The following is a 24208-nucleotide window of genomic DNA, read 5'->3' on the forward strand; positions in this document are numbered from 1 at the left end:
CATCGCCCGCGTGCTGGCGGCTGACTTGTGCAGTGGCTGCGGACTCTGCGCCGGTCTTTCCTCAGGGGCGATCGCGATGACCACGCAGGAGCCCGGCTTCGCGCGGCCGATTCAGCAACGCCCGATCTCGCGTGGCGCCGAGGCGCGGATCGCGGGCTGCTGTCCGGGCAGCAAAGTTGCGCCATGGCGGTCCGGGGGACGACGGCACCCGTTTTGGGGACCTTGGCAATCGACAGTGACGGGAGCCGCGAGCGACCCGGTGGTTCGGTATGCGGGCGCGTCAGGCGGCGCCTTGTCGGCGCTGCTGATCCACGCCTTGGAGCGCAAGCTGGTCGACCGCGTGTTGCATGTTGAGGCAGATCCGGCGCGTCCGACCGGCAACCGTATGCGCTGGTCCACCACGCGCAAAGAGGTGCTGGCGGGCGCCGGCTCGCGCTACGCAGCATCATCGCCATTGGCGGCGATCGATCAAGCGCTTGGCGAGGGCGGGCGGTTCGCCTTCGTCGGTAAGCCCTGTGACGTGTCGGCGCTCCGGCAGCTTGAGCGATATGACAGCAGGGTGGCGACGGCCGTGCCACTCATGTTCTCGTTCTTCTGCGGTGGGCTGCCCAGTAGCGCAGGCGCAGACGAGATCGTGCGGGCCATGGGGCTGGCGCCTGACGAGATCACCGCATTTCGCTATCGGGGGCAGGGCTGGCCCGGGCTCACCGTGGCGAGCACGGCGGACGGTCGATCGGGTGAGATGTCCTATGCCGACAGTTGGGGCCGGCATCTCAGCCGACAGGTCCAGTTTCGCTGCAAGATCTGTCCGGACGCAGTGGGCGGTGCCGCTGACATAGCCTGCGCGGACGCGTGGTACGGCGATGCCGCAGGATATCCGACCTTCGAGGAGCAGGATGGGCGCAGCCTTATCATGAGCCGCACGACAGTCGGGGAAGCGCTGTTGCGCTCCGCCCAGGAGGCCGGCGCAATCCAGGCCGCACCGCTCGCAATTGCGGACGTGGAGCGCATGCAACCCGCGCAAGCGCAGCGCAAAAGAATGATCATTGCCCGGACGACCGCGGTTCGCGCCTGCCTGCAGCCCGTACCGGTCATGCGGAACCTGGATGTTGTCACTGCGGCACGCTCCGCCCGGCTATACGATGCCGGCCATAATCTGCTCGGCACCATGCGACGCGTGCTGCAACGACGCTGGCGCAATCGATGGCGGGCTTCACCGCAGGAGCGCACCGCTTGAGGGCGGGCCTCGCAACGCTGCTGACGGGCAGCGCGCTTCTATTGCCGTATCAGGCCGGCGCACAGATCGCGTCCCTGCCCGAGCGCATGTTCGAAACACCCGAACGTGCCGTGATTTTGACGGTGTCGCAGGATATCTTCTACGATAGTAATGTGTCGCGTGGCAGCGACGCCAGCGCGGCACTGCGCGGGATCAAGAACGAGGATGTTCGGGCTGCACCGACAGCTGCGCTGAACATGGTGTTGCCGCGCGGAGGTGCGCTGATCACCGTCCAAGGCAGTGCCGGCTATGATGCCTATGCGCGGAATCACAGCCTGAACCGAGAGCGGCTATCGATCAGGACGGAGTCGCAGGTGCCGGTGGCGTTCTGCGCGGTTGCGCCGGAACTCGCTTATTCGCGTCGTCAGATCGATCTCATCGATCTTGGCGCTCCTGATGGCGTGATCGATGCTGCGGCCAGGAACGTGCAGACGGTGAAGGAGGCACTCGGTGGAGTGACTTGTGGCCCACAGTTCGGCCTGCGCCCCAGCGGCCACATCGGATATGTAAACACCCGGACTGATACGCGGGGCGCGCGCCAGCAGGAGGTGCGGGAGACCCGTTACGGGAGTGCGTTGAACTATGTTCACCCTTCCGTCGGGATCATCGCGCTGTTCGCACGGCGGCGTGATGTCATCTATGACCGGCAGCGGCAGTTCTTCCCCGGACGATTGTCCAGCGTCAGCATCACCAATGCCGGTTTGCGGGTGGATCGGCGCCTCGGCACGCGGCTGCAACTCGTCGCCTCGCTCAGCTATGCGGATCTCGCGTCGGCCGTGAACCCGCCTGGCGCCAAGAATTTCGATGGCCTGAACTGGGATGTTTCCGCCACGCTTTGCCTCGGCGGGCGACTGTTACTCACAACTGAGACTGATCGCGCGATCACCATTTCTCCCGGCTTCTCTGCCGAGACCGTTCGGCAGACGAACTATGCTGGATCGCTCAGCTATGCGTTGACACCGTTGGTGCAGGTCACCGCTAGCGTGTCGCGCGCCGATCGTGTTTTCCGGCTGGCTCCACGATCTGCGTTCGGAATTACGAAAGATCGTCTCGACACTGCGGCCATTCGGCTTGCTTATACGAAGCGCCAGGTGACGTTCAGCCTGCGCGGCTCCTATCAGCGGCGCGACAGCGACAATGATCTGTTCGACTATAAGGGGGCGCAAGCGTTGCTCAGCATCGGCTATGCCTTTGAGCGCTGAACCGGCCGCTGCTTAGCTTGCCGGTCAGCGCAGCCGACGCGCCACAAGGATTAGAAGAAGGCCGATCACCGCTACACCAGCGCCGCGATCGGCCCAGACGCGCTGGTCGAGCATGAAGCTCGACCGCGGCCATTGTACGTAGCCCAGCCCCTGCCCGATGAAGAGCAGGCCGAGCACGGCCAGCACCGCGCCCAGTGCGAACAGCACCGGGCGCCAGCGCCGCACCTCAGCGCTGCCCGACGGGAACGTAGTCGCGCGCGGTCGGCCCGGTGTATAGCTGACGCGGACGGCCGATCTTCTGGTCGGGATCGGTGATCATCTCGTTCCACTGCGCGACCCAGCCGACCGTGCGGGCCAGGGCGAACAGCACGGTGAACATCGACGTCGGGAAACCGATCGCCGACAGGATCACGCCCGAATAGAAGTCGACGTTCGGAAACAGCTTTTTTTCGATGAAGTAATCGTCGCTCAGTGCCAGTTCTTCCAGCCGCAGTGCGGTCTCGAACAGCGGATCGTTGACCTTCAGCGCATCGAATACTTCGCGCACCGTCTTCTGCATCACCGTCGCGCGCGGATCGTAGTTCTTGTACACGCGGTGGCCGAAGCCCATCAGGCGGAACGGATCGTTCTTGTCCTTAGCGCGGTTGATGAACTCCGGAATGCGATCCGGCGTGCCGATTTCCTGCAGCATGTTGAGCGCCGCTTCGTTGGCACCACCATGCGCCGGGCCCCACAGGCAGGCGATGCCCGCTGCGATGCACGCGAACGGGTTGGCGCCCGACGAACCGGCCAGGCGGACGGTCGAGGTGGAGGCGTTCTGCTCGTGATCGGCGTGCAGGATGAAGATGCGGTCCATCGCCCGCTCGACCGCCGGGTTCACCTCGTAAGGCTCGGCCGGCACGCCAAAGGTCATTTTCAGGAAGTTGCCGGTGTAGCTCAGCGAGTTGTCCGGATATTGGAACGGCTGCCCGACGCTATACTTGTATGCCATCGCCGCGATCGTCGGCATCTTGGCGATCAGCCGGTGCGACGCAATCATGCGCTGTGTGGGATCGTGGATGTCGGTGGAATCGTGGTAGAAGGCGGACAGCGCGCCGACCACGCCGCACATGATCGCCATCGGGTGCGCGTCGCGGCGGAACCCGCGATAGAAGGTCGCCAGCTGCTCATGCAGCATGGTGTGGCGCGTGATCGTGCCTTCGAACTTGTTCAGCTCGTCGCCGTTCGGCAGCTCGCCGTTCAGCAGCAGATAGGCGACTTCCATGAAGCTCGACTGTTCGGCAAGGTCGCCGATCGCATAGCCGCGGTGCAGCAGCACGCCTTCATCGCCGTCGATATAGGTCAGCTTCGACTGGCATGAGGCGGTCGAGGTGAAGCCCGGATCGTAGGTGAAGGCACCGGTCTGGCCATACATCTTGCGGATGTCGACCACATCCGGGCCGACCGTGCCGGACAGCACCGGATAGCCGAAGTCCTTATCCGCGAGGGACAGCTTGGCGTCAGTCATCGTGTTCATCCTTCCCCTGGGCGGCCGTGTGATCCGCGGCATGATCGGCGATGCGGGCGAGACTTTCGTCGCGGCCGAGCAGCGCGAGCACGTCGAAGATACCGGGAGATGTCCGGCGGCCGGTGAGTGCGGCACGGAGCGGCTGGGCGACCTGGCCGAGCTTCAAGCCCTGCGCTTCGGCAACCTGCCGCACCGCGTCTTCGAGCGTCTCCGTATCCCACTTGTGCACCGCGTCAAGGGCAGCATGCACCTTGGCCAGCGTGGTCGGGGCCTCGCCCGAGAGCAGCGGCTCTGCATCGGCCGCGATCGGCAACGGACGGGACACAAGCAGGAAACCTGCGCCGTCCGCCAGTTCGTTCAGATTGGCCGCGCGCGGCTTCAGCGCGGGCATCGCCGCAGCGATCAGCGCGCGGCGTTTGTCGCCAGCATCCAGCTCCAGTTTCGCGGAGACAAGGTCGGCCAGCCGCGCGTCGTCGGCGCTGCGGATGTAATGGCCGTTCAGGTTCTCCAGCTTCTTCAGGTCGAAGCGGGACGGCGACTTGCCGACGCTGCCGAGATCGAACCATTCCACCGCCTCCGCGCGGCTGATGATCTCCTGGTCGCCATGGCCCCAGCCCAGACGCAGCAGGTAATTGTCCAGCGCCTCGGGCAGGATGCCGAGATCGTCGCGATACGCCTCGATCCCGACCGCGCCGTGCCGCTTGGACAGCTTCGCGCCGTCGCTGCCGTGGATAAGCGGGATGTGTGCATAGACCGGCTCTGGCCAGCTCATCGCCTTGATGATCGGCAACTGGCGGAACGCGTTGTTCAGGTGGTCGTCACCGCGAATGATGTGGGTGACGCCCATGTCGTGGTCGTCGACCACCACCGCCAGCATATAGGTGGGCGTGCCGTCCGACCGAAGCAGGACCAGGTCGTCCAGCTCCGCGTTCTGCACCGTCACGCTGCCCTGCACGCGGTCCTCGATCGTCGTCGCGCCCTCGGTCGGCGCCTTCAGCCGCACGACGAAGGGAGCGGCGGCATCGTCGTTGACCCGGTCGCGCCAGGGCGAGCGGATGCGCAGCGGCTGCTTTTTGGCTTGCGCCTCGGCACGCATCGCATCGATCTCTTGCGCCGTCATGTAACAGCGATAGGCCGCGCCGGCAGCGATCATCGCCTCGGCCACCTCGACGTGGTGCGCGGCGCGGGTCGACTGAAAGACTTCTTCGCCGTCCCAGTCGAGCCCGAGCCAGCGCATGCCGGACAGGATCGCGTTGATCGCCGGCTGCGTCGACCGCGCGCGATCGGTATCCTCGATGCGCAGCAGGAACTTGCCGCCGTGGTGGCGCGCATACAGCAGGTTGAACAGGGCGGTACGAGCGCCGCCAAGATGCAGGAACCCCGTCGGCGACGGGGCGAATCGGGTGACGACACCGGGGTCGCGATTTTCGGTGGTTGCGCTCAAGCGCACAAGCTCCCAGGCTGAAGAACGACATGGCAACAAAGGCCGCGCCAGCCCCTAGCACGCACCCCCCGGCGCTACAAACCGCGCGGGCCGGTCTCGCGCGGTGGCTGGAGGCGGAGCGCGACCAGCTGCCGTTATGGCTGCCCGTCATGGTGGGGGCAGGGGTAGCAACCTGGTTTGTGCTGCCGAGCCAGACGCAGTGGCAGGCCGCCCTGCTTGTAGGGGTGGCGATCGCGCTGCTTGCCCTGGCGCTTGGGCGGGGCGGGCGAGCGGGCCGAGCGCTTGCGATCGGCGCGGTGGCGTTTACCCTCGGGCTTGCGCTGGTATGGGCCAAGGCGGAGCGTGCGCGGGCGCCGGTGCTTCAGCGGCCTATCGTCGCTCAGGTGGCCGCACGGGTCGAGCAGGTGGATCATCTGCCGGCACGCGGGCTGGTCCGTCTGCGACTCACCGACCTGCAGTGGCGCGATCGCGCGCCGGCCGAGCGGCCGTTGCGTATTCGGGTAAACGTTGCCGAGAAAGACCTTCCCAGCGGATTGTCTCCAGGCGCTCGCGTCAGCTTGCGCGCGCGATTGATGCCGCCGCCGCCGCCCGCTGTGCCGGGGGCCTACAACTTTGCGCGCGTCGCCTGGTTCGAAGGCATTGGCGCGACCGGTCGCGCACTTGGGAAAGTGACAATCCTCTCGGGCGGCAGCGTTGGTGAGCCTGTCCGCACGCGCCTTGCCCGCCACATCCAGTCGCGGGTCGACGGCAGTGGCGGTGGCATCGCCGCAGCGCTCGCGACCGGCGATACGGGGGGAATTGGCAATGAGGATCAGGACGCGATGCGTGGCTCCGGCCTAGCGCACCTCCTGTCCGTCAGCGGACTGCACATTACCGCCGCCGTCGGTATCACCATGCTGCTCGCGACCAGATTGCTTGCGCTCAACATGCGGCTGGCGGTCAGCGGGCGTGTTCCGCTGATCGCCGCGGCATGCGGCGCTGCTGCTGCGCTGGGCTATACCTGGCTCACCGGTAGCGAGGTGCCAACGGTGCGTAGCTGCGTCGCGGCCTTGCTGGTGCTCGTTGCCATGGCGCTTGGGCGCGAAGCGCTGACGCTACGCCTTGTCGCAACGGGCGCGCTATTCGTGCTGCTGCTGTGGCCGGAAACGCTCGCCGGACCAAGCTTTCAGCTATCGTTCGCCGCTGTCACTGCGATCATCGCGCTTGCCGAACATCCGCGGGTTCGCGGCTGGTTTGCGCCTCGTGACGACGGATGGGCTAGGCGCGTGGCGCGGGGCGCGGCATCGCTGTTACTAACCGGGCTGGTCGTCGAAGTGGCGCTGATGCCGATTGCGGTGTTTCACTTCCACATGGCCGGAATCTACGGCGCGTTGGCCAATATCTTCGCCATCCCCCTGACAACCTTTGTTATCATGCCGTTGGAAGCCATCGCTCTCACGCTTGATGCCGTCCAGATCGGGGCGCCGATCTGGTGGATCGTGGGCCAAATGCTCGATCTGCTGTTGTGGATTGCCCATGTCACCGCACGTGCGCCCGGCGCAACAACGGCGCTGCCGGTCATGCCGCTCGCGGCCTTTGGTCTTATTGTCGCCGGCGGGTTGTGGATGGCTTTGTGGCGCACGCGCTTGCGGCGGCTCGGCATGATACCAATGATCATCGGGGCGGGCTGGACGGTGCTGACGCCGGCGCCTGATGTGCTGGTCACGGGCGATGGCCGCCACGTCGCGGTGCGGCTACCGGATGGTCGACTGGCTTTGCTGCGTGATCGCGCTGGCGATTATGCTCGCACCATGCTGGCGGAGGCGGCTGGTGCAGAGGAACTACCGGTCGCTCTGTCAGAGCAGGCTGAGGCGAGGTGCAGCCGCGATCTATGCCGAACGAGCGTTCGGGCTGGCGGGCGCGAGTGGCGCGTTTTAGCGACAAAGAGCAATTATCTGGTGCCAATCGGTGACATGATCGCCGTCTGTCGCGCGTCGGATATCGTGATCAGCGAACGGCGATTGCCACGCGGCTGCACGCCGCGCTGGCTGCGCCTGGACCGCGAAACACTTGCTCAGGTCGGCGGCGCGGCCATCACGCTCGCGAGCGGCGACGTGCGAACCGTCCTTGATCCGGGTGATGCGCACCCGTGGATCGCGACCGCTTGGCAACCGGCTGCCGTCAATCAAACCAGGCATTTATCGTCTTCTCAGCTGTCAAACACACCCGACGCTAACAACGGAAGGCCACGTCCCAACCGCTAATGGCAGTGGATTCATGACTGCCTAACAAGCCAACCTAATCGCCAAGCGCTTCACGTGCCGACAACCAAATCAGGAGTAACGACGTAGAATGCCGGCAAGCCTTCCCTGCACACGAACCTGCGCGGGTGCATAGCGCTGCGGATCGTAGGCGCGGTTGGCGGGGTCGAGCCGGATCATCGCGCCCTCACGGCGGAAGAACTTAAGCGTTGCCTCGCTGTCCTCGATCAGTGCCACGACGATCTCTCCATCGCGCGCGACTTCCTGCTTGCGGATCAAAGCGAAATCGCCGTCGAGAATACCCGCCTCGACCATCGAGTCACCGGCAACTTCAAGGGCGAAGTGCTCGCCCGAACCAAGGAGCGCGGCAGGGACGGGGAGCGAGCTAGCGCCCTCGATCGCTTCGATCGGCACGCCTGCGGCGATGCGCCCATGCAGCGGCACTTCAACCACGTCGTTGGCGGGTTCGGGAACGATGCGGCGCGTTGTGGCCGGCGTGATGCTGCCCTTAGCTTCGGTACGCTCCGGCACCTTCAAGACTTCCAGCGCGCGCGCGCGATTGGGCAGGCGCTTCAGGAAGCCGCGTTCCTCCAGCGCCGAGATCAGACGGTGCACGCCCGACTTGGATTTGAGATCCAGCGCCTCCTTCATTTCCTCGAACGAGGGGGACACGCCGGTATCGGCCAGTCGATCATTGATGAAACAGATCAGCTCATGCTGTTTCTTGGTAAGCATCGCATCGCCTCCGCCGCGAACAGACGCAGAACCTTTAAGGAACGTAGGAAGCCTCGTCAACCAATCATGAAGATTTCCGCCGATTCGCCGCATTCTCGCGCCGGATCGTGCGGGGCGCGGACAATCAAGCAGCCGGCGCGTGCCAGGGTGAGAAGCATCGAGCTGTCCTGGATGGTGGCGACAAAGGCGCGGCCGTCGCGCAATTCGGCGCGCATATAGTCCGTTCGGGGGCCGTTCGCAGGGAGGGCCTCGCCCAGGATCGCGCGCGTGGTAGTGGGTAGCGGACGATGGGCGCCGGCGAGATGCGCCACCAGCGGCTTCACGAACAAAAGCGTGGTAACAAAGGCGGATACGGGATTACCGGGTAGGCCAAGCACCGCCAGATCCCCGCGTCGTCCCGCCATTAGCGGCTTGCCCGGGCGAAGCGCGACGCGCCAGAAGTCGATCGAGGCCCCGGCCGCAAGGAGTGCGGGCCGGACCAGGTCGTGATCCCCGACGGAGGCGCCGCCGGTTGTTACCAGCAGATCGGCGTCGACCGTTGCGAAGGCTTTGGTCAGCACGTCCTGCTGATCGGGGAGGATACCCAGGTCTATGATCTCGGCCGGGACGTCAGCCAGAAGTGCGCGCAGCAGCAATCGGTTGGATTCGGGAAGTGCGTCCGGAGAGGTGCCGGAGCCGGGTTCAATCAATTCGTCGCCGGTGGCGGCGATCGCGACGCGGATACGGCGGCGGACGGTGACGTTGCGGGCACCGCCGGTGGCGGCGACCGCGATACGGGCGGCCGTCAGGCGGTCACCGGCGGCCACTAATGGATCACCTTTGGAGAAATCCAGCCCCTTATGGCGAACATTGGCCGCTTTCCGCGGAGGGCCGGCCCCGTCGAGAATCAGGCGCTCCCCATCACGCTCGGCCTCCTCCTGAACCAGCACGGTATCGGCGCCATCTGGCATCGCGGCGCCGGTGAAGATGCGGACGGCCTCGCCGTCACGCACCACGCCGGGGAAGGGGCGGCCGGCGGCGCTTTCGCCGATGACGCGCCATGGTCCGGGCATGTCCGCCCAGCGCAGGGCGTAGCCGTCCATCGCCGACAGGTCGTGCGCGGGCTGGGTGCGTTCGGCCAAGATCGGAGCGGCAATCCAGCGACCGATCGCCTCAGTAATCGGCAGCACTTCGGTGGCGACGGGCGGGTTGGCGGCAAACAGGCGGGCCTGCGCCTCGGCGACGGGAAGCAATTCGCTCATACGCCGCGACGTGGCAGATTGTCGGCGCGGGTGACAGCCCGTTTCCGCGCGTACGAGCGCTCAGGCGGTGAAATCGCCCGACTTGCCGCCGCGTTTCGTCAGCAGGCGAACGCCGCCGATGACCATGCGTTTGTCGAGCGCCTTAGCCATGTCGTAGATCGTCAGCAGCGCGGTGGAGACGGCGGTGAGCGCCTCCATCTCGACGCCGGTGCGGCCAGCGGTGGCGACGGTGGCGGTGGCCGACACGCCGTCCGCCTCGACGCTCAGATCAATCGTCACCTTGGTCAGCGGCAGCGGATGGCACAGCGGGATCAGCTCGCTGGTGCGCTTGGCCGCCATGATGCCGGCGACGCGCGCCACGGCGAGCACGTCGCCCTTTGCCACCGCGCCGGCGGCGATGGCCTGCGCGGCCTCGGCGGACATGGTGATGCGGCCCTCGGCGACGGCCTCACGCGAGGTTTCGGTCTTGCCGCCGACATCGACCATGCGCGCGGCGCCGGCCTCGTCGAGATGGGTAAGGCCGCTCATCCGACCAGCGCGCGGGTGGCGGCAGCGACGTCGGGCTGCCGCATCAGCGATTCGCCGATGAGGAAGCAGCGCACGTCATGCTGGGCCATGGCATCAAGATCGGCGCGGGTGTTGAGACCGCTTTCGGCAACAAAGGTGCAGCCCGCCGGCGCACGGCCGACGAGTTCATAGGTGCGATCGAAGCTGACGGAGAAATCGCGCAGGTCGCGATTGTTGACCCCGATCAGGCGCGAGCGGAGCGACAGGGCGCGCTCCAACTCGTCGGCGTCATGCACCTCGACCAGCACGTCCATGCCGCGTTCGATGGCGGCTGCTTCGATCTCGGCGGCGGCCGTGTCGTCCAGCGCGGCCATGATGATGAGGATCGCGTCTGCGCCGATCGCGCGCGCCTCGGCGACCTGCCACGGATCGACCAGGAAATCCTTACGGATCACGGGAAGGTCGCACGCGGCGCGCGCGGCGATCAGATAATCCTCGTGACCCTGGAAATATTGATGATCGGTAAGGATCGAGAGGCAGGTGGCGCCGCCCTGCTGATAGGCACGGGCGTGGGCCGGCGGATCGAAGTCGGCGCGGATCAGGCCCTTGGAGGGGCTGGCCTTCTTGATCTCGGCGATCAGGGCGTAGGTTGGCATCGTCGCGCCGTCAGCCCGGGCGACGCGATCGAGCGCCGCCTTGAAGCCGCGCGGCGCGGTTTGCGCCTGCGCGAGCGCGTCGAGATCGGCGATCGAGCGTGCGGCGCGGCGTTCGGCGACTTCTTCGCGCTTGGTGGCGAGGATGGAATCGAGAATGGTCATGCCCAGGCAATCCAGCGGTCGAGCAGGTCATTGGCCGCGCCGCTGTCGATCGCCTCGGCCGCGCGGCGGGCGCCGTTTTCCAGCGGCTCGCCGACGAGCGTCAGCGCCACGGCGGCGTTGAGGAGGACGGCGTCGCGATAGGCGCCCGGCGTACCGGTGAGCAGCTGACGCAGCGCCGTCGCATTATACGCCGGATCGCCGCCACGGATGGCGTCGATCGGGTGGCGCTGAACGCCAGCGTCCTCGGGCACGATGCGCCCGCTCATCTTTGCCGAGCCCATGGCGACGGCGATGGTGGGGCCGGCACCCGACACCTCGTCCAGCCCTTCCTCTCCCGATACGACGAGCGCGGCCTCGGTGCCGAGCTGTTCCAGCGCATCGGCATAGACGGGGGCGTAATCGGGGCGCGCGATGCCGATCAGCTGACGCGTGACATGCGCCGGATTGGCGAGCGGGCCCATCAGGTTGAAGATGGTACGCTTGCCGATCTGGCGCCGGATCGGCGTGATCCGCTTCATCGCGGGGTGATGGTTTGCCGCGAACAGGAAGCAGATGCCGAGTTCGTTGAGCGTTTCCTCGGCCATCGCGCCGGCACGCTCCATGTCGAGGCCGAGCGCCTCCAGCGTGTCGGCCGCGCCCGCCTTCGACGAAGCGGCACGATTGCCGTGCTTGGCAACCGGCACGCCGCAGGCGGCGACCACCAGGCTGACGGCGGTGGAGACGTTGAGCGTATGATGCCCGTCGCCGCCGGTGCCGCAGACGTCGATCGCACCCGCCGGGGCGCTGATCGGGATCAGGCGATCGCGCAGCGCGCGGGCGGCCTCGGCGATCTCGATCGACGTTTCGCCGCGGGTCGACAGGTTGACGAGGAAGCGCGCGATCGCTTCCTCGCTGACGCGGCCGTCGAGAATGTCGCTGAACGCCTGCGCGGCGCTTTCGCGCGACAGCGGGCTGACAGGATCGGGCAGCAGGGAGATGGTGGTCATGCCGCCGCCTTGGCGCCGGTCAGCGCGACGAAGTTGGCGAGCAGATCGTGGCCGTGCTCGGTGGCGATGCTTTCCGGATGGAACTGGACGCCGTGGATCGGCAGCTCGCGATGGCGCAGCCCCATGACCGAGCCGTCGGCCGCATGGGCGTTAGGCACCAGCACGTCGGGCACGTCCTCCACGATCAGCGAATGGTAGCGCGTGGCGGTGAAGGGCGAGGGGAGGTTAGCGAAAACGCCGGTCGCGTCATGCTTGATCGGGCTGGTCTTGCCGTGCATCAGCCCGCCGCGCACGACGCGGCCGCCGAAATGCTGGCCGATCGCCTGATGGCCCAGGCAGACGCCGAGCAGCGGCCGGCGCGCCTCGGCGCAGGCGGCGACCAGATCGAGGCTGATGCCCGCCTCGTTGGGCGTGCACGGCCCCGGCGAAACGAGAAAACCCGTGGCGTTGGAGGCCAGCGCCTCCGCCGCCGTCAGCGCATCGTTGCGCTCGACACGCACCTCGGCGCCCAGCTCCATCAGATAATGGACGAGGTTCCAGGTGAAGCTGTCGTAATTGTCGACGACAAGGATCATGGCGCCGGTCCATAAAGCAACGCGGGCCGGCCGCAACGACTGTTGCGCGGATGTAATATTGCGTAGGCGTCCATGGGGGATGCCGTTCATGCGGGAGAAAGCGCGCACCGCAGACGTTGTATGATCACCCAGGAGGTCGTGTTTCGATGGTTCGCTCCCTTGTTCTATCCGCAGCGGTGCTGGCCGCCGTCGCCCCAGCCGGCGCCATGGCGCAATCCGAGCCGCAGCCCAGCGCCCAGGCGGAAACCGGCCAGCCGCCGCAGCGCATCCGGCAGGTGACGCTGACCGGGGAAGAGAAATGCCCGACCGCTGCCAGCGACGAGATCGTGGTGTGCAGCCGGCTCGATCCCAACGAACAGTTTCGCGTGCCCAAGGCCTTGCGTCAGGCGCCCGAAGTGCCCGCGCAGAACCAGAGCTGGATCAACCGTGCGGCGACCGTCGATCGCGTCGGCCGGGTGGCAGGCGGATTGCCCAACACCTGTTCGCCGGTCGGCACCGGCGGCCAAAGCGGCTGCGGCATCGTTGCCGGGCAGGCCTGGGCGGCCGAACGCCGGCAGGCGCAGCGCGAGGCGGAGGCCGCTATCCCCGAATCGCGCACCGATATCGAGCTGGACGACGAGCCGCAGCGCTGATCCCCAGCGCCCCGGCAGCAGGCGATCAACGGGCGGGCGTCACCGGTTCAGCCATCAGCCGTGCGAGATCGGCCTTCCAGAATTTGGCCCAGGTGTGCGTACCATGCCCCTTTGTTTCGGGCGTGGCGGCGATCAGGCGGAAGGTGGCGCGCGGCATGCGCTTTTCGGCGGGCTCGGTGATGCCATAGCCCGACGGGTTGATGAAATCGTCTTCCGAATTGATCCACAGTACGGGCACGGTGATCTTTTCGAGCATCGGCGAGGGGTCGTAGTTTCGCGAGGCGTCGACCTGATAGATGTAATCGTTGGCGTCGCGGTTCGCGCTGTTCTTGGCGAAAGCCTCGGCGAGGAACGCCTCGGCAGCGGCGCGGGTAGGATATTGCTTTTGTAGCGCCAGCGGGTTGCTGCCGGCGATGATCGAGAGGCTGGCGGCGGTGCGCAGGCCCTGTTCGGGCTGACTGGTGTAATTGCCGCCCTGCCACGCGGGATCGGCCTTGATCCCGTCGATCAGCATCTTGCGCCACATCCGGTTCATGCCGGCGATCGGCACGGGGAGGCAGGCGAAGGGCGCGAGCCGCTCGGCAAAGCCCGGGTAGGTTTCGCCCCACACGAAGCCGTGCATGCAGCCCATGGAGGTGCCCAGGATTACTTGCAGCCGCGTGACGCCGAGCTTGTCGAGCATCGCCTTTTGCGCGGCGACCATGTCGTCATAGTCGTATTTCGGAAACGCCATGCGCTTGCCGTCGGACGGCTTGGACGAGGCGCCGTGGCCGATGTTGTCGGGCAGGATGACGTAATGTCTGGTGATGTCGAACGGCTGGCCCGGGCCGTAGAGCTCGTCGGCGAATTGCGGCGAGAGGAATTGCTTGCCGCTGCCGCCGGTGCCGTGGAGCACCATCACGGCGTTGTTGATTTGCCCGTCCGGGCCGCGGCGCGGGGTGCCGAGCGTGGTGTAGTGCATGCGCACGTCCATCGTCTCGCCCGTCTTGAAGCGGAAGGCGGGCAGCGTGACGTCGCCTTCCTTCGTCGGCCAGCGGGCGGGGGCGGGCGCCGGATTGGCGGGCGTCGCGACCGGCTGGGTGGTTTGCGACGCGACGGAGGTCGCCGCGAGGAGGGCGAGCAGGGGAAGGAAGCGCATGGCCGAAGCGTATCGCGCGCCTGGGCTGCTGGGAAGCCCGGCGCGCGCGTGGCGAGTCAGTCGATCATCGGCGCCATGCCGGGCTCCGCCTTCGCCATCGCGCGCTGATAGGCGGGGCGCTCGGCGATGCGGCGGAGGTAAGCGCGGGTGTTGGGCAGATCGTCCATCGGCGCGCCGGCGCCGAACGCGCGCGAGGTGGTGAGCGAATAGACCATCATGATGTCGGCCAGCGTCAGGTTGCGGCCACCGAAGAAGGGCGTGGTGCCGAGCCGAGCCTCCATCAGCACGTTCGCGCGGCGGGCGCGCTCGATGACGAACGGCACGCGTTGCGGATCGCCGCCGCCGTAGCCGATCACGCCGACCATCATCTTGGTCGCCATGTAGGTGGCGTTGGACCAGTGAAACCAGAACAGGTGATCGGCATATTCCGCGTCGCCCGGCGGCGGCGCGAGACGGCCCCCGCCATGGACGGTGTTAATGTATTCGCAGATCGCGGCGCTTTCGCCGAGCACCAGATCGCCGTCGGTGATGATGGGGGCGATGCCCATCGGGTGGAGCGCCTTGTACGCGTCGGGCGCGAGCCGGTTGTCGGCGCGGCGGTCGTATCGCTTGAAGTCGTAATCGAGGCCGAGTTCCTCGCACAGCCACACGACGCGCTCGGACTGTGAGAGGCCGAGGTGATGAACGGTCAGCATTGGCTCCACTCCCAGTCGTTATGTCGCGTCGTTCTATTGCCCGAAGCCGCTGCCGCTCGCCTGCGCGATCGCCTCGCGCGCGGCGGCGAGGAGCGCGCCCGATTTGGCCTCGCACTCGCGTTGCTCATAGGCGGGATCGCTGTCGGCGACGATGCCGGCGCCGGCCTGGACGTGCATGGTGCCGTCCTTCACCACCGCGGTGCGCAGGACAATGCACGAGTCCATCGAGCCGTCAGGGGAGAAATAGCCAACGCCACCGGCATAGGCGCCGCGCTTCTCGCCCTCGAGCTCCGCGATGATCTGGCACGCGCGGACCTTGGGCGCGCCGCTGACCGTGCCGGCGGGGAAGCCCGCGAAGAGCGCGTCGATCGCGTCATGCTTCGGATCGAGCGTGCCGACCACGTTCGAGACGATGTGCATGACGTGGCTGTAGAATTCGACGGTATAGCTGTCGGTGACGCTGACCGAGCCGGCGGCAGCGACGCGGCCCACGTCGTTGCGGCCGAGATCGAGCAGCATCAGATGCTCGGCGCGCTCCTTGGGGTCGGCGAGCAGGGCGGCGCGGTTCGCCTCGTCCTCGCTGGCCGTCTTGCCACGCGGGCGGGTGCCGGCGATTGGGCGGATCGTCACCTCGCCGTCGCGCACGCGCACCAGGATCTCCGGGCTGGAGCCGGTGAGCGCGAAGCCGGGCAGGTCGAGATGGTAGAGGAAGGGGGAGGGGTTGATGCGGCGCAGCGCGCGGTAGAGCTCGAACGGCGGCAGCGTGAAGGGCGCGGTGAAGCGCTGCGCTAGCACGACCTGAAAGATGTCGCCGGCGACAATATAGTCCTTCGCCGCGCGCACCATCTCGCCATAGCGGCCCTCGGGCAGCACGGGGGTGAGCGCGATATCGGCCGCGTCGCCGCGCACGCGCGGGGGCAGGGTGGTCGCCTCGAGCCGCGCCTCGATGGCGTCGAGCCGCTCCTCGGCCGCCTGCACGGTCGCCGCGGCATCGCCGCCAGCCTGAGGCCAGACGGGGGCGACGAGGAACAAGGTGTCGGCCAGGCGATCGAAGACGAGGATCACCGTCGGGCGGACGAACATCATGTCGGGCAGACCGAGCGCGTCCGTCTTGGGCGCGGGCAGATCCTCGACCAGCCCGATCGTCTCATAGCCGAAATAGCCCACGAGGCAGGCGAGCGCGCGCGGCAGCTCGACGGGCACGTCCATCCGGCACGAGGCGACCAGATCGCGCAAAGCTGCAAGCGTCGGCGCTTCGCAGGGGGCGAAGGCGTTGCGATCGGTGAGCCAGTCGCGGTTGATCGCGGCGCTGTTGCCCTCTGCGCGGAAGACGAGATCGGGGGCGAGGCCGATCAGGCTGTGCCGCCCGCGCACGGCGCCGCCCTCGACCGATTCGAGCAGGAAATCGCCACGGCCGGGCTCGATAAGCTTCAGCGCGGCGGCGACCGGCGTTTCGGTGTCGGCGATGCGGCGGCGCCAGACGAGCGCCGGCCGCCCCTGTGCCAGCGCCTCGAGAGCCGCCGCGTTACGGATTGGAGCCACCCTGGCCGGACAGCGACGCCTTTACCTGGGCGATCGCATCGGGGTTGCGGCTTGCGCCCAGCGCCTTCTTCACCGCTTCGGTGAACTGCTGCGCATATTCGCCGCCGACCACGCGGCCGAGATCCTGGCGGGTCGCCTTGAGCACCTCGGGCATCTTGGCGGCGTCACCGGGCGTGATCTGCTCCAGCTTCACGATCAGCCAGCCGTTGCCGGCGGGCGATTCGAGCATCTTGGCGGTGCCGCCCTTCATGCTGAACATGAGCGCCAGCACCGGATTGGGACCGCGCGGATCGGCGTTGATCTGCGAGCGGGCGGCGACCAGCCGCTCGACCTTGCCGCCACGCACGCCGGCGTCGGACAGTGCCTTGTCGAGCGAGGCGCCCTTGTTGATCGCGGCCAGCGCCTTGGTGGCGGCGGTGCGCGCCGCGCGGCGGGCGCGATCGGCGGTGAAATCCTCGACCACCTGAGCGCGGACCGATGCGAGCGGGCGCGGCGCGGCGCGCACGATGCGATCAAGCGCGACCAGCGCGAAGCTGCCGTCCGCTGCGGTCTGCACGACCTGCGGATCGTCGCCCTCTTCCGACTGGAAGGCCGCGGCGAGGATCGGGATCAGCGAAGCGTCAGGCTGCGCATCGGGCTTCTCCGGGTTGCCACCGGTGGCGGTGAGCGGCGGCGTGGTGGCGGCGGTGAGCTTCTGATCGGCGACCAGCTCGGAGAAGTTCGCATTGTCGGCGATCGAATCTTCCAGCGCGTCGCGGATGGACGCCATCGCGTCTGCCGTCTTCTTCTGCGTCAATTCCTCCACGATGGTCGGGCGAGCCTGTGCCAGCGCGGTGCCGGCGACCTGCGCGACATTCTCCACCTTGCCGACGACAAAGCCGATCGAGCCGCGCACGGGGCCGACGACCGCATTGTTCTGTGCGCCGAACAGCGCGTCGGCGACGGCGGCGGAGGTGGCCTGCGTCAGCGCGGCCTTGTCCTGCTTTTCGAGACGGCGCGCCTCCAAACCGGCAGCACGCGCGGCATCGGCGATCGAGGTGCCGGCCCGGACCTTGGCGGCGAGCGCGTCGGCGGCCTTCTGGTCGAGCACGGTGACGAGCGACACGGTGCGCGTCTCGCGCGCTGCCCAGCGTGACTTGTCTGCGTTATAGGCGGCGGCGATCTCCGCATCGGTCGGCGTGGCGCGCGCCTTTACCATCTCTGGCGTGACGACCGCGTAGCGCGCGACGCGGCGCTCGGGCAGCGAGTAGCGCGAGACGTTGCGCTTGTACCAATCCTGGATCTCGGCATCGGTCGGCGCGGCGCCGGTCGGCATGGCGGCGGCGGGGATCATCGCGACCTGGCCGGCACGACGCTCCAGCAGCAGCGAGGCGTAGGGGAGCGACAGCGATTGCGGCACCTGGCTGGCGCCCAGCTGCGGGCGCAGCAGGAACTGCACCATGGTTTCGCGGGCGATATCCGATTGGACCTGCGCATCGGTAAGCCGGTTGCGCGCCAGCACCTGCTCATAGATCGCTTGGTCGAACTTGCCGGTCGGGCCCTGCAGCGCGGAAATGTTGCGCAGCTCGCTGCCGATCAGCGCGCGGCTGACCGCCATGCCCTGATCCTTGCCGAATTCCTGGAGTGCGATGCCGTTCAGCATGCGATCGAGCACGCCCTCGACGCCGCCGGCGGCGATCAGCTGGCTCATGTCGATCGCGGGGTTGCGCTGCTGCGCGCCGCGCAGCTCATCCTGCACGCGGCGGGTGAGATCGCTTTCCGAGATGCTTTCGCCGCCGACCTTTGCGACGGTCTTGCCGCTGGCGGCACCGGCGCTGATTCCGGTGATGTCGCCCAGCGCAAAGGCGAGCGCGATGACGCCGAGCACCACCATGGTGACGACCACGCCGAGGCGCGAATGAATGATACGACGAAAGAACCCGAGCATGCAGCGCCAATCCGTTGAACGGCGCTCGCTTTAAGGGCGGCGCTTCGTTACCGCAACGGCGCAACCAACAAGGGGAGAGCGCATGCGGCGCAAGTTCGTGGCGGGTAACTGGAAGATGAACGGCAATCTGGCGGCGCTTGCCGAGCTGGATGCCATCGCCAAGGCGATCGATGCGCGCGTCGACGTGGCGGTGGCGGTGCCCGCGACGTTGATCCATCCCGCTGCTGAGCGCGCCGGCTTTCCGATCGGCGCCGAGGATGTGCATGCCGCCGATAGCGGTGCGCATACCGGCTGCGTTTCTGCGCCCATGATCAAGGAAGCGGGCGCTGCCTTTTCGATCGTCGGGCATTCGGAGCGGCGGCAGGGGCAGGGCGAAAGCGATGCCGATGTGAAGGCGAAGGCCGAGGCGTGCCGCCGCCATGGCCTCGACGCGATCCTGTGCGTTGGCGAGACGCTGGAACAGCGCGAGGCGGGCGAGGCGGAGCAGGTGGTGACGGCGCAGGTGCGCGCGTCCTTGCCCGATGGCGCCGACGGCGGCTGGCTGGCGATCGCCTATGAGCCGATCTGGGCGATCGGCACCGGCAAGGTGGCGACGGTAGCCGATGTGGAGGCGATGCATGCCGCCATTCGCAGTGCGCTGGTCGCGGCGCTGGGCACGGAGCAGGGCGGTGCGATCCGGCTGCTGTACGGCGGGTCGGTGACGGCGGACAATGCGGCGGGTCTGCTGCATGCCGCCGAAGTGGACGGCGCGCTGGTGGGCGGCGCGAGCCTCACCGCGGCGAAGTTCGCGCCCATCATCGCGGCCGCGGTCGGCTGACCTGCAATCAGCGCTTAGCCGTAGCGTTTCTTCAGCACGCCCCAGGCGGCGCGCAGGCCCAGGGCCTCGCCGCCCTTGGGGCGCGCCGGCTTGGCTGCCGGGCGCCAGGCGAAGGTGTCGACATGCGCCCAGGCGACGGTTTTGGGTACGAAGCGGCGCAGGAACAGTGCGGCGGTGACCGCGCCGGCGAAGCCGCCATCGGGCGCGTTCACCATGTCGGCGACGTCCGAGCGCAGCATGTCGTCATAGCCGTCCCATAAAGGCAGGCGCCACAAGGGGTCGTGCGCTGCCGTGCCGGCCTCCAGGAAGTCGGCGGCGAGCGTTTCGTCATTGGCGAAGACGGGGGGCAGATCGGGGCCGAGCGCGACGCGCGCCGCGCCGGTGAGCGTGGCAAAATCGAGGATCAGTTCCGGCGCGCCTTCGGCCGCTTTGGTGAGCGCATCGGCGAGGATCAGCCGTCCCTCGGCATCGGTATTGGTGTTTTCGACCGTCAGGCCGTGGCGCGTGCGCAGTACGTCGCCGGGGCGGAAGGCGTCGGCCGAGATAGCATTCTCTACCGCCGGGATCAGGAGGTGCAGCCGGACCTTCAGCTTGGCCGTCATGACGAGGCCGGCGAGCGCGATCATGTGCGCGGCGCCGCCCATGTCCTTTTTCATCAGCCGCATGCCGGCGGACGGCTTGATGTCGAGCCCACCCGAATCGAAGCATACGCCCTTCCCGACGAGCGCGATGCGCGGGTGGGCGGGATCGCCCCATTCCAGCTCGATGAGCCGCGGGGCGCGGTGCTTGGCGGCGGCGCGGCCGACGGCGTGGATCATGGGATAGCCGTCGGCGAGCGCGTCACCGCGCACGCAGGTGACGCTGGCGCCATGCTTCTTGCCCAGCGCCGTGACGGTCTCCTCCAGCTCGCCCGGCCCCATGTCCGAGGCGCCGGTGTCGACCAGATCGCGGACCAGCGCGGTCGCCTCGGCGAGGCGGACGGTTTCCTCGATCCGCGCGGGCTCGCCGGTGAGCAGCACGCGGGCGCCGTGCGGCTCGGCGGCGCGGTAGCGGGTGAACTTGTGCTGCGCGAGCGCCCAGCCGAGCATCGCAGCGCCCGGCTCGCCGTCCGCCAGCCGGTACGTCCCCTCGGGCAGGCCATCGCCGAGCGAGGCGATCCGCCAGGGCGAGCTTTCCGCCTCGTTGCAGACGAGCAGCATCGCCCAGTCCTCCGCGCCGTCGCCCGGCAGGATCGCGCGGTTGCCGGGCTTGCCGACCACCTTGTTGGCGGCGACCGCGGTGCGGGTGCGGGCGGGTTGCTGCGCGAGCCAGTCGCTGAACCTGTCGGGGTGGACGCAGTGGATCAGGCGGGCGGGCTGGCCATGATCGGGGGCGAGGAACTGAGCGAAGTCGGTCATGGCTGGGGCAAACCTGCGATGTTTGGTGGAGGCGGTCGGCGCAGACATGCGCGCGCGGTCGCCCTGTCACAAGAGCGGCGTGGCAGGATGGTTCCCTTGGCCAGCGCGCCACCCTACATCGGGCGCATGACGACACATTCGACTCGCATGCTCATCCTGGGCTCCGGCCCGGCCGGTCTTTCCGCGGCGATCTACGGCGCACGCGCCGGCATGAAGCCGATCCTGGTGCAGGGCATTCAGCCCGGCGGCCAGCTGATGACGACCACCGATGTCGAGAACTACCCGGGCTTCGCCGACGTGATCCAGGGCCCTTGGCTGATGGAGCAGATGCAGAAGCAGGCCGAGCATGTCGGCACGCAGCTGATGTGGGACACGGTGGTCGAGGTCGACCTGACGCGCCGCCCGTTCCGCCTGATCGGCGATAGCGGCGACGTGTATGAGGGCGACGTGCTGGTGATCGCGACGGGCGCGCAGGCCAAGTGGCTGGGGCTGCCGAGCGAGGACGCGATGAAGGGCAAGGGCGTCAGCGCCTGCGCGACCTGCGACGGGTTCTTCTATCGCGGCAAGAAGGTGGCGGTGATCGGCGGCGGGAATACCGCAGTCGAGGAGGCGCTGTACCTCACCAACCATTCGGACAATGTGACGCTGATCCACCGCCGCGATTCGTTGCGCGCCGAGCGGATCCTGCAGGAGCGGCTGTTCGCGCATCCCAACATCACCGTGCTGTGGAACAAGGAAGTGCGCGAATTCGTCGACGGCGGCGGCACTGCCGGGCTGGTCGCGCTCGACCTGGAGGATACGGTGACGGGCGAGCATTCGCGGCTTGAGGTCGAGGGCGGCTTCGTCGCGATCGGGCACCATCCGGCGACCGAGCTGTTCCGCGGGCATCTGGAGCTCGACGAGGATCATTATCTGAAGGTCGAGACCGGCTCGACGCGCACCAGCGTGCCGGGCGTGTTCGCGTGCGGCGACGTGATGGACAAGACCTATCGCCAGGCGGTGACGGCGGCGGGCACGGGCTGCATGGCCGCGCTGGATGCGGAGCGCTTCCTTGCCGAGGCGGATTTCGAGAAAATGGCAGAAGCGGCAGAATAACATCCCTAAAATCGTCATGCCGGCCTTGTGCCGGCATCCAGGGTGCCGCACTCTGCGGCACGCGCGTCACGGACGCGGAACACTGGATGTCGGGAAAAGCCCGGCGTGACGAAGTTTTGGGGGATCGCTTGAAGTTCAGGATCGCATTGGCGCTGAGCGCCGCACTGGTTGCAGCACCGCTGGCCGCGCAAGACCGCGGCGGTGACAAGCCGGAGACGAAGCGCGAGGCGCGGACCGATGATGTCGCCATCCCGCCACCCGTCGTTTCCGTCACCCGGCACAGCGGCACCTTTGGCGGTACGCGCATCAACTATCGCGCGATCGCCGGCGAAACGTATCTGAAGGACAAGGAGGGCAAGCCGCTCGCGGCGATCACCTCCTACAGCTACATCAAGGAAGGACCGACCGATCCCAAGCGGCCGGTGACGTTCCTGTGGAACGGCGGGCCGGGATCAGGCTCGCTGTGGCTCCATATGGGCGCGTTCGGGCCAAAGCGCGTGGTGATCCCGTCGGATGCGCGCGACGATGGCGCACCGCCCTATCCGATCATCGACAATGTCGATTCGCTGCTGGACGTCACCGATATCGTCTTCATCGATCCGGTTGGCACCGGTTTCAGCCGGGCGCTCGGCAAGACCGACCCCAAGGATTATTGGGGCGTGACTAAGGACGCCAAGTCCATGGCCGCCTTTATCCGCCTGTGGCTGAACGAGAACGGCCGCTGGAACGCGCCCAAATTCATCGGCGGCGAAAGCTACGGCACTACGCGCTCGGCGGCAGTGATCAACGAGCTGGAAGGAACCTACACCGACGTTGCGGTGAACGGCATTATCCTGATTTCCTCGATCCTGGATTTCAGCGCCGCGGCCGATTCGCCCGGCAACGAGCTTGGCTATGTCACCAACCTGCCGTCGATGGCGGCGACCGCCTGGTACCATAACAAGGTCCCGAACCGCCCCGCGACGGTCGAGGAATTCGTCGCTGAGGCGAAGGCATTTGCGATCGGCCCTTATGCGTCCGCACTGCTGAAGGGCAATGCGCTGAGCGCCGCGGAGCGCCAGCAGATCCTGCCGCAGCTGTCGCGCTACACCGGCGTGTCGCAGGACTATCTGGCGCGCGCCGACCTGCGGCTATCGCCAGGGCGTTTCTACAAGGAACTGCTGCGCGACCGCGGACAGACGATCGGGCGGCTCGACACGCGCTATCTCGGCAAGGATTACGACGACGCCGGCGAGACGCCTGACAATGACCCCAGCTTCTATGCGATCGACGGCGCCTATACCGCAGCGATGAACGCCTACGCGCGCGAGACGCTGAAATACTCGCCCGACGTGACCTATTCGTCGATCGGCGGCGTGGGCGACTGGGACTGGAAGATAGGCGGGCCGCGCGGTGGTGAAGGCTATCTGAACGTCGCGCCGTACATCGGCCGCGCGCTGCGTGAGAACAGTGGCCTGCGCGTGTTTGTCGGGCAGGGCTATTACGACTTTGCGACGCCGTTCTTCGGCGCAGAATATTCGCTCAATCGCACCGGTATTCCGAACGACGGGCGGATCACCTGGCATTGGTACCATGCCGGGCACATGATGTACGTGCGCGACGAGGATCTGCGGAAGCTGTCCAACGACATTCGCGCGTTCATCAAGGCGCGCTGAGCGCCTGTCGGATCACGGCTTCGAGCGCGGCGGCATCGCCCGGGCGCGCGAAGCTGTGCGAGCCGGTGTCGATGGTGACGGTGTGCGGGGTCATGCCCGCATGCCGCGCCGCATCGGCATAAGCGATCGCCGTGCCGTCACCGCGGGCGAGCACCAAAGTGGCGTCGGTGCCCCAAGCGGCGATGGCGGCGAGGGTGCGCTGCGCCAGGTCGCTTGGCTGTTCGCGCGTGGCGACGCGGCTTAGCCCGCGGATCAGCTTGCCGAGCGACAGGCCGCGGGTGGCGATCCGCTTCCACGCGGCCGGATCGCGCAGCTGCGCCAGGTAATGCGCCTTGATCGCCGCGCGCGGTGGCAGCGCCTGTGCGGCTTCGACGGTCCAGGGATTGGCGAGGACGAGCGCGTCGCAGCCCGCGTCGCGCCCCCACCAGGCGAGCGTGGTGGCGGCGTCGCAATTGCCGAACCCGACCACGCGAGTGACGTGCGGCGCGGCGGCGCGGAAGGCGGCGGCGGCGGCGAGCAGGTCGTCCTGCGCCGCGCGAAAGCCTCGGTTGTCGCCCGACGAATCGCCCACGCCGCGCCGGTCGTAGCGGAACACCGGGGTGCCGGCCTTCGCCAGCCGCGCGGCAAGCATCGCCATGCCGCGATGCGCGCCGGCACGGACTTCGTTGCCGCCCGAGACGATGAGGAGGCCGGTGGTGCCGAGCGCGTCGTCAAGCGTGCCGACCAGCGTTTCACCTGCCACGGGGAAGGTGAGAATGCAGCGGCTCATATTGTTTGAG

22 protein-coding genes are annotated in these 24208 nt (G+C 67.5%); 7 read left to right on the forward strand and 15 right to left on the reverse strand.

All coding sequences use genetic code 11. The features are described from left to right. Positions 1 to 76: 76 nt before the first annotated feature. Together SPDO_RS08185 and SPDO_RS08190 are read left to right on the forward strand one after the other, a co-directional pair. A complete protein-coding gene (locus SPDO_RS08185) occupies positions 77 to 1237 on the forward strand; it encodes a Coenzyme F420 hydrogenase/dehydrogenase, beta subunit C-terminal domain (RefSeq protein WP_158212164.1) in 1161 nt (386 codons plus the stop codon). Then, positions 1204 to 2478, forward strand: a complete 1275-nt coding sequence (locus SPDO_RS08190; protein ID WP_088366945.1) for a hypothetical protein — start codon at positions 1204 to 1206, stop codon at positions 2476 to 2478. Before SPDO_RS08185 ends, SPDO_RS08190 begins: the two co-directional genes overlap by 34 nt. A gap of 24 nt (positions 2479 to 2502) precedes the next feature. Here the strand turns inward: SPDO_RS08190 and SPDO_RS08195 are convergent, their stop codons facing one another. From SPDO_RS08195 to gltX, 3 genes are read right to left on the reverse strand one after another with little or no spacing between them, the layout of a single operon-like run. Beyond that, positions 2503 to 2703: a hypothetical protein gene (locus SPDO_RS08195; RefSeq protein WP_088366946.1), complete on the reverse strand. Its 201-nt coding sequence runs from the start codon at positions 2701 to 2703 to the stop codon at positions 2503 to 2505. A 1-nt stretch (position 2704) separates the two neighbouring features. Then, complete coding sequence (locus SPDO_RS08200; RefSeq protein ID WP_088367052.1) at positions 2705 to 3985, reverse strand: citrate synthase; 1281 nt, start codon at positions 3983 to 3985, stop codon at positions 2705 to 2707. Next, positions 3978 to 5429: a glutamate--tRNA ligase gene (gltX, locus tag SPDO_RS08205; protein WP_088367053.1), complete on the reverse strand. Its 1452-nt coding sequence runs from the start codon at positions 5427 to 5429 to the stop codon at positions 3978 to 3980. The genes SPDO_RS08200 and gltX overlap by 8 nt, the downstream gene beginning before the upstream one ends. A 29-nt stretch (positions 5430 to 5458) precedes the next feature. On the opposite strand from gltX, the gene SPDO_RS08210 reads away from it, so the two are divergent. After that, a complete protein-coding gene (locus SPDO_RS08210; protein WP_088366947.1) occupies positions 5459 to 7672 on the forward strand; it encodes a ComEC/Rec2 family competence protein in 2214 nt (737 codons plus the stop codon). Positions 7673 to 7741: 69 nt separating this feature from the next. Here SPDO_RS08210 and lexA read toward each other — a convergent pair whose 3' ends face one another. Genes lexA through SPDO_RS08240 form a run of 6 tightly spaced genes read right to left on the reverse strand, consistent with a single transcriptional unit; the run spans position 7742 to position 12531 of the window. After that, positions 7742 to 8404: a transcriptional repressor LexA gene (gene lexA / locus SPDO_RS08215; RefSeq protein ID WP_088366948.1), complete on the reverse strand. Its 663-nt coding sequence runs from the start codon at positions 8402 to 8404 to the stop codon at positions 7742 to 7744. A gap of 56 nt (positions 8405 to 8460) precedes the next feature. Then, positions 8461 to 9645 (reverse strand): molybdopterin molybdotransferase MoeA, encoded by a 1185-nt coding sequence (locus SPDO_RS08220; protein ID WP_088366949.1) that lies wholly within the window; start codon positions 9643 to 9645, stop codon positions 8461 to 8463. 60 nt (positions 9646 to 9705) lie between these two features. After that, on the reverse strand, positions 9706 to 10173 hold the full coding sequence (moaC, locus tag SPDO_RS08225; RefSeq protein ID WP_088366950.1) for a cyclic pyranopterin monophosphate synthase MoaC: 468 nt from the start codon (positions 10171 to 10173) through the stop codon (positions 9706 to 9708). Then, the gene (gene trpC, locus SPDO_RS08230) at positions 10170 to 10970 is read right to left on the reverse strand and encodes an indole-3-glycerol phosphate synthase TrpC (RefSeq protein WP_088366951.1); all 801 of its coding nucleotides are present in this window, start codon (positions 10968 to 10970) and stop codon (positions 10170 to 10172) included. The genes moaC and trpC overlap by 4 nt, the downstream gene beginning before the upstream one ends. Beyond that, positions 10967 to 11956 carry an anthranilate phosphoribosyltransferase gene (gene trpD, locus SPDO_RS08235; RefSeq protein WP_088366952.1) on the reverse strand — a complete coding sequence of 330 codons (990 nt, stop codon included), beginning with the start codon at positions 11954 to 11956 and terminating at the stop codon, positions 10967 to 10969. The genes trpC and trpD overlap by 4 nt, the downstream gene beginning before the upstream one ends. After that, positions 11953 to 12531 (reverse strand): anthranilate synthase component II, encoded by a 579-nt coding sequence (locus tag SPDO_RS08240; protein ID WP_088366953.1) that lies wholly within the window; start codon positions 12529 to 12531, stop codon positions 11953 to 11955. Before SPDO_RS08240 ends, trpD begins: the two co-directional genes overlap by 4 nt. Before the next feature lie 146 nt (positions 12532 to 12677). On the opposite strand from SPDO_RS08240, the gene SPDO_RS08245 reads away from it, so the two are divergent. Continuing rightward, complete coding sequence (locus SPDO_RS08245) at positions 12678 to 13163, forward strand: hypothetical protein (protein WP_088366954.1); 486 nt, start codon at positions 12678 to 12680, stop codon at positions 13161 to 13163. A 25-nt stretch (positions 13164 to 13188) separates the two neighbouring features. Here SPDO_RS08245 and SPDO_RS08250 read toward each other — a convergent pair whose 3' ends face one another. From SPDO_RS08250 to SPDO_RS08265, 4 genes are read right to left on the reverse strand one after another with little or no spacing between them, the layout of a single operon-like run. Continuing rightward, positions 13189 to 14301, reverse strand: a complete 1113-nt coding sequence (locus tag SPDO_RS08250; protein ID WP_088366955.1) for an alpha/beta fold hydrolase — start codon at positions 14299 to 14301, stop codon at positions 13189 to 13191. A 56-nt stretch (positions 14302 to 14357) separates the two neighbouring features. Beyond that, entirely contained in the window at positions 14358 to 14996 is a 639-nt protein-coding gene (locus SPDO_RS08255; protein WP_088366956.1) for a glutathione S-transferase family protein, read from the reverse strand. Between the two features lie 33 nt (positions 14997 to 15029). Next, a complete protein-coding gene (gene trpE / locus SPDO_RS08260) occupies positions 15030 to 16538 on the reverse strand; it encodes an anthranilate synthase component I (protein ID WP_088366957.1) in 1509 nt (502 codons plus the stop codon). After that, positions 16522 to 18465 (reverse strand): peptidylprolyl isomerase, encoded by a 1944-nt coding sequence (locus tag SPDO_RS08265; protein WP_088366958.1) that lies wholly within the window; start codon positions 18463 to 18465, stop codon positions 16522 to 16524. The genes trpE and SPDO_RS08265 overlap by 17 nt, the downstream gene beginning before the upstream one ends. An 82-nt stretch (positions 18466 to 18547) precedes the next feature. Here SPDO_RS08265 and tpiA point away from each other — a divergent pair, with 82 nt between their 5' ends. Next, positions 18548 to 19282, forward strand: coding sequence for a triose-phosphate isomerase (tpiA, locus tag SPDO_RS08270; RefSeq protein WP_088366959.1), 735 nt, complete (start codon positions 18548 to 18550; stop codon positions 19280 to 19282). 14 nt (positions 19283 to 19296) lie between these two features. Here tpiA and SPDO_RS08275 read toward each other — a convergent pair whose 3' ends face one another. Then, a complete protein-coding gene (locus SPDO_RS08275; RefSeq protein WP_088366960.1) occupies positions 19297 to 20679 on the reverse strand; it encodes a leucyl aminopeptidase family protein in 1383 nt (460 codons plus the stop codon). 126 nt (positions 20680 to 20805) lie between these two features. On the opposite strand from SPDO_RS08275, the gene trxB reads away from it, so the two are divergent. Continuing rightward, the gene (gene trxB, locus SPDO_RS08280) at positions 20806 to 21774 is read left to right on the forward strand and encodes a thioredoxin-disulfide reductase (RefSeq protein WP_088366961.1); all 969 of its coding nucleotides are present in this window, start codon (positions 20806 to 20808) and stop codon (positions 21772 to 21774) included. Positions 21775 to 21860: 86 nt separating this feature from the next. After that, positions 21861 to 23429 carry a S10 family peptidase gene (locus SPDO_RS08285; protein WP_088366962.1) on the forward strand — a complete coding sequence of 523 codons (1569 nt, stop codon included), beginning with the start codon at positions 21861 to 21863 and terminating at the stop codon, positions 23427 to 23429. On the opposite strand, the gene SPDO_RS08290 is transcribed toward SPDO_RS08285, so the two are convergent. Next, complete coding sequence (locus tag SPDO_RS08290; RefSeq protein ID WP_088366963.1) at positions 23416 to 24198, reverse strand: hydrolase 1, exosortase A system-associated; 783 nt, start codon at positions 24196 to 24198, stop codon at positions 23416 to 23418. The genes SPDO_RS08285 and SPDO_RS08290 overlap by 14 nt on opposite strands. Positions 24199 to 24208: the final 10 nt, after the last annotated feature.

It is taken from the genome of Sphingomonas dokdonensis (genome assembly GCF_002197685.1).
Taxonomy (GTDB): Bacteria; Pseudomonadota; Alphaproteobacteria; order Sphingomonadales; family Sphingomonadaceae; genus Sphingomonas; species Sphingomonas dokdonensis.

Excerpts from the sequence above, each read along its gene's own strand:
- SPDO_RS08185 (WP_158212164.1), top strand. The coding sequence starts at position 77 with ATGACCACGCAGGAGCCCGGCTTCGCGCGGCCGATTCAGCAACGCCCG.
- SPDO_RS08190 (WP_088366945.1), top strand. The coding sequence starts at position 1,204 with ATGGCGGGCTTCACCGCAGGAGCGCACCGCTTGAGGGCGGGCCTCGCA.
- SPDO_RS08200 (WP_088367052.1), bottom strand. The coding sequence starts at position 3,985 with ATGACTGACGCCAAGCTGTCCCTCGCGGATAAGGACTTCGGCTATCCG.
- SPDO_RS08210 (WP_088366947.1), top strand. The coding sequence starts at position 5,459 with ATGGCAACAAAGGCCGCGCCAGCCCCTAGCACGCACCCCCCGGCGCTA.
- lexA (WP_088366948.1), bottom strand. The coding sequence starts at position 8,404 with ATGCTTACCAAGAAACAGCATGAGCTGATCTGTTTCATCAATGATCGA.
- SPDO_RS08220 (WP_088366949.1), bottom strand. The coding sequence starts at position 9,645 with ATGAGCGAATTGCTTCCCGTCGCCGAGGCGCAGGCCCGCCTGTTTGCC.
- moaC (WP_088366950.1), bottom strand. The coding sequence starts at position 10,173 with ATGAGCGGCCTTACCCATCTCGACGAGGCCGGCGCCGCGCGCATGGTC.
- trpC (WP_088366951.1), bottom strand. The coding sequence starts at position 10,970 with ATGACCATTCTCGATTCCATCCTCGCCACCAAGCGCGAAGAAGTCGCC.
- trpD (WP_088366952.1), bottom strand. The coding sequence starts at position 11,956 with ATGACCACCATCTCCCTGCTGCCCGATCCTGTCAGCCCGCTGTCGCGC.
- SPDO_RS08240 (WP_088366953.1), bottom strand. The coding sequence starts at position 12,531 with ATGATCCTTGTCGTCGACAATTACGACAGCTTCACCTGGAACCTCGTC.
- SPDO_RS08245 (WP_088366954.1), top strand. The coding sequence starts at position 12,678 with ATGGTTCGCTCCCTTGTTCTATCCGCAGCGGTGCTGGCCGCCGTCGCC.
- SPDO_RS08250 (WP_088366955.1), bottom strand. The coding sequence starts at position 14,301 with ATGCGCTTCCTTCCCCTGCTCGCCCTCCTCGCGGCGACCTCCGTCGCG.
- SPDO_RS08255 (WP_088366956.1), bottom strand. The coding sequence starts at position 14,996 with ATGCTGACCGTTCATCACCTCGGCCTCTCACAGTCCGAGCGCGTCGTG.
- SPDO_RS08265 (WP_088366958.1), bottom strand. The coding sequence starts at position 18,465 with ATGCTCGGGTTCTTTCGTCGTATCATTCATTCGCGCCTCGGCGTGGTC.
- tpiA (WP_088366959.1), top strand. The coding sequence starts at position 18,548 with ATGCGGCGCAAGTTCGTGGCGGGTAACTGGAAGATGAACGGCAATCTG.
- SPDO_RS08275 (WP_088366960.1), bottom strand. The coding sequence starts at position 20,679 with ATGACCGACTTCGCTCAGTTCCTCGCCCCCGATCATGGCCAGCCCGCC.
- trxB (WP_088366961.1), top strand. The coding sequence starts at position 20,806 with ATGACGACACATTCGACTCGCATGCTCATCCTGGGCTCCGGCCCGGCC.
- SPDO_RS08285 (WP_088366962.1), top strand. The coding sequence starts at position 21,861 with ATGTCGGGAAAAGCCCGGCGTGACGAAGTTTTGGGGGATCGCTTGAAG.
- SPDO_RS08290 (WP_088366963.1), bottom strand. The coding sequence starts at position 24,198 with ATGAGCCGCTGCATTCTCACCTTCCCCGTGGCAGGTGAAACGCTGGTC.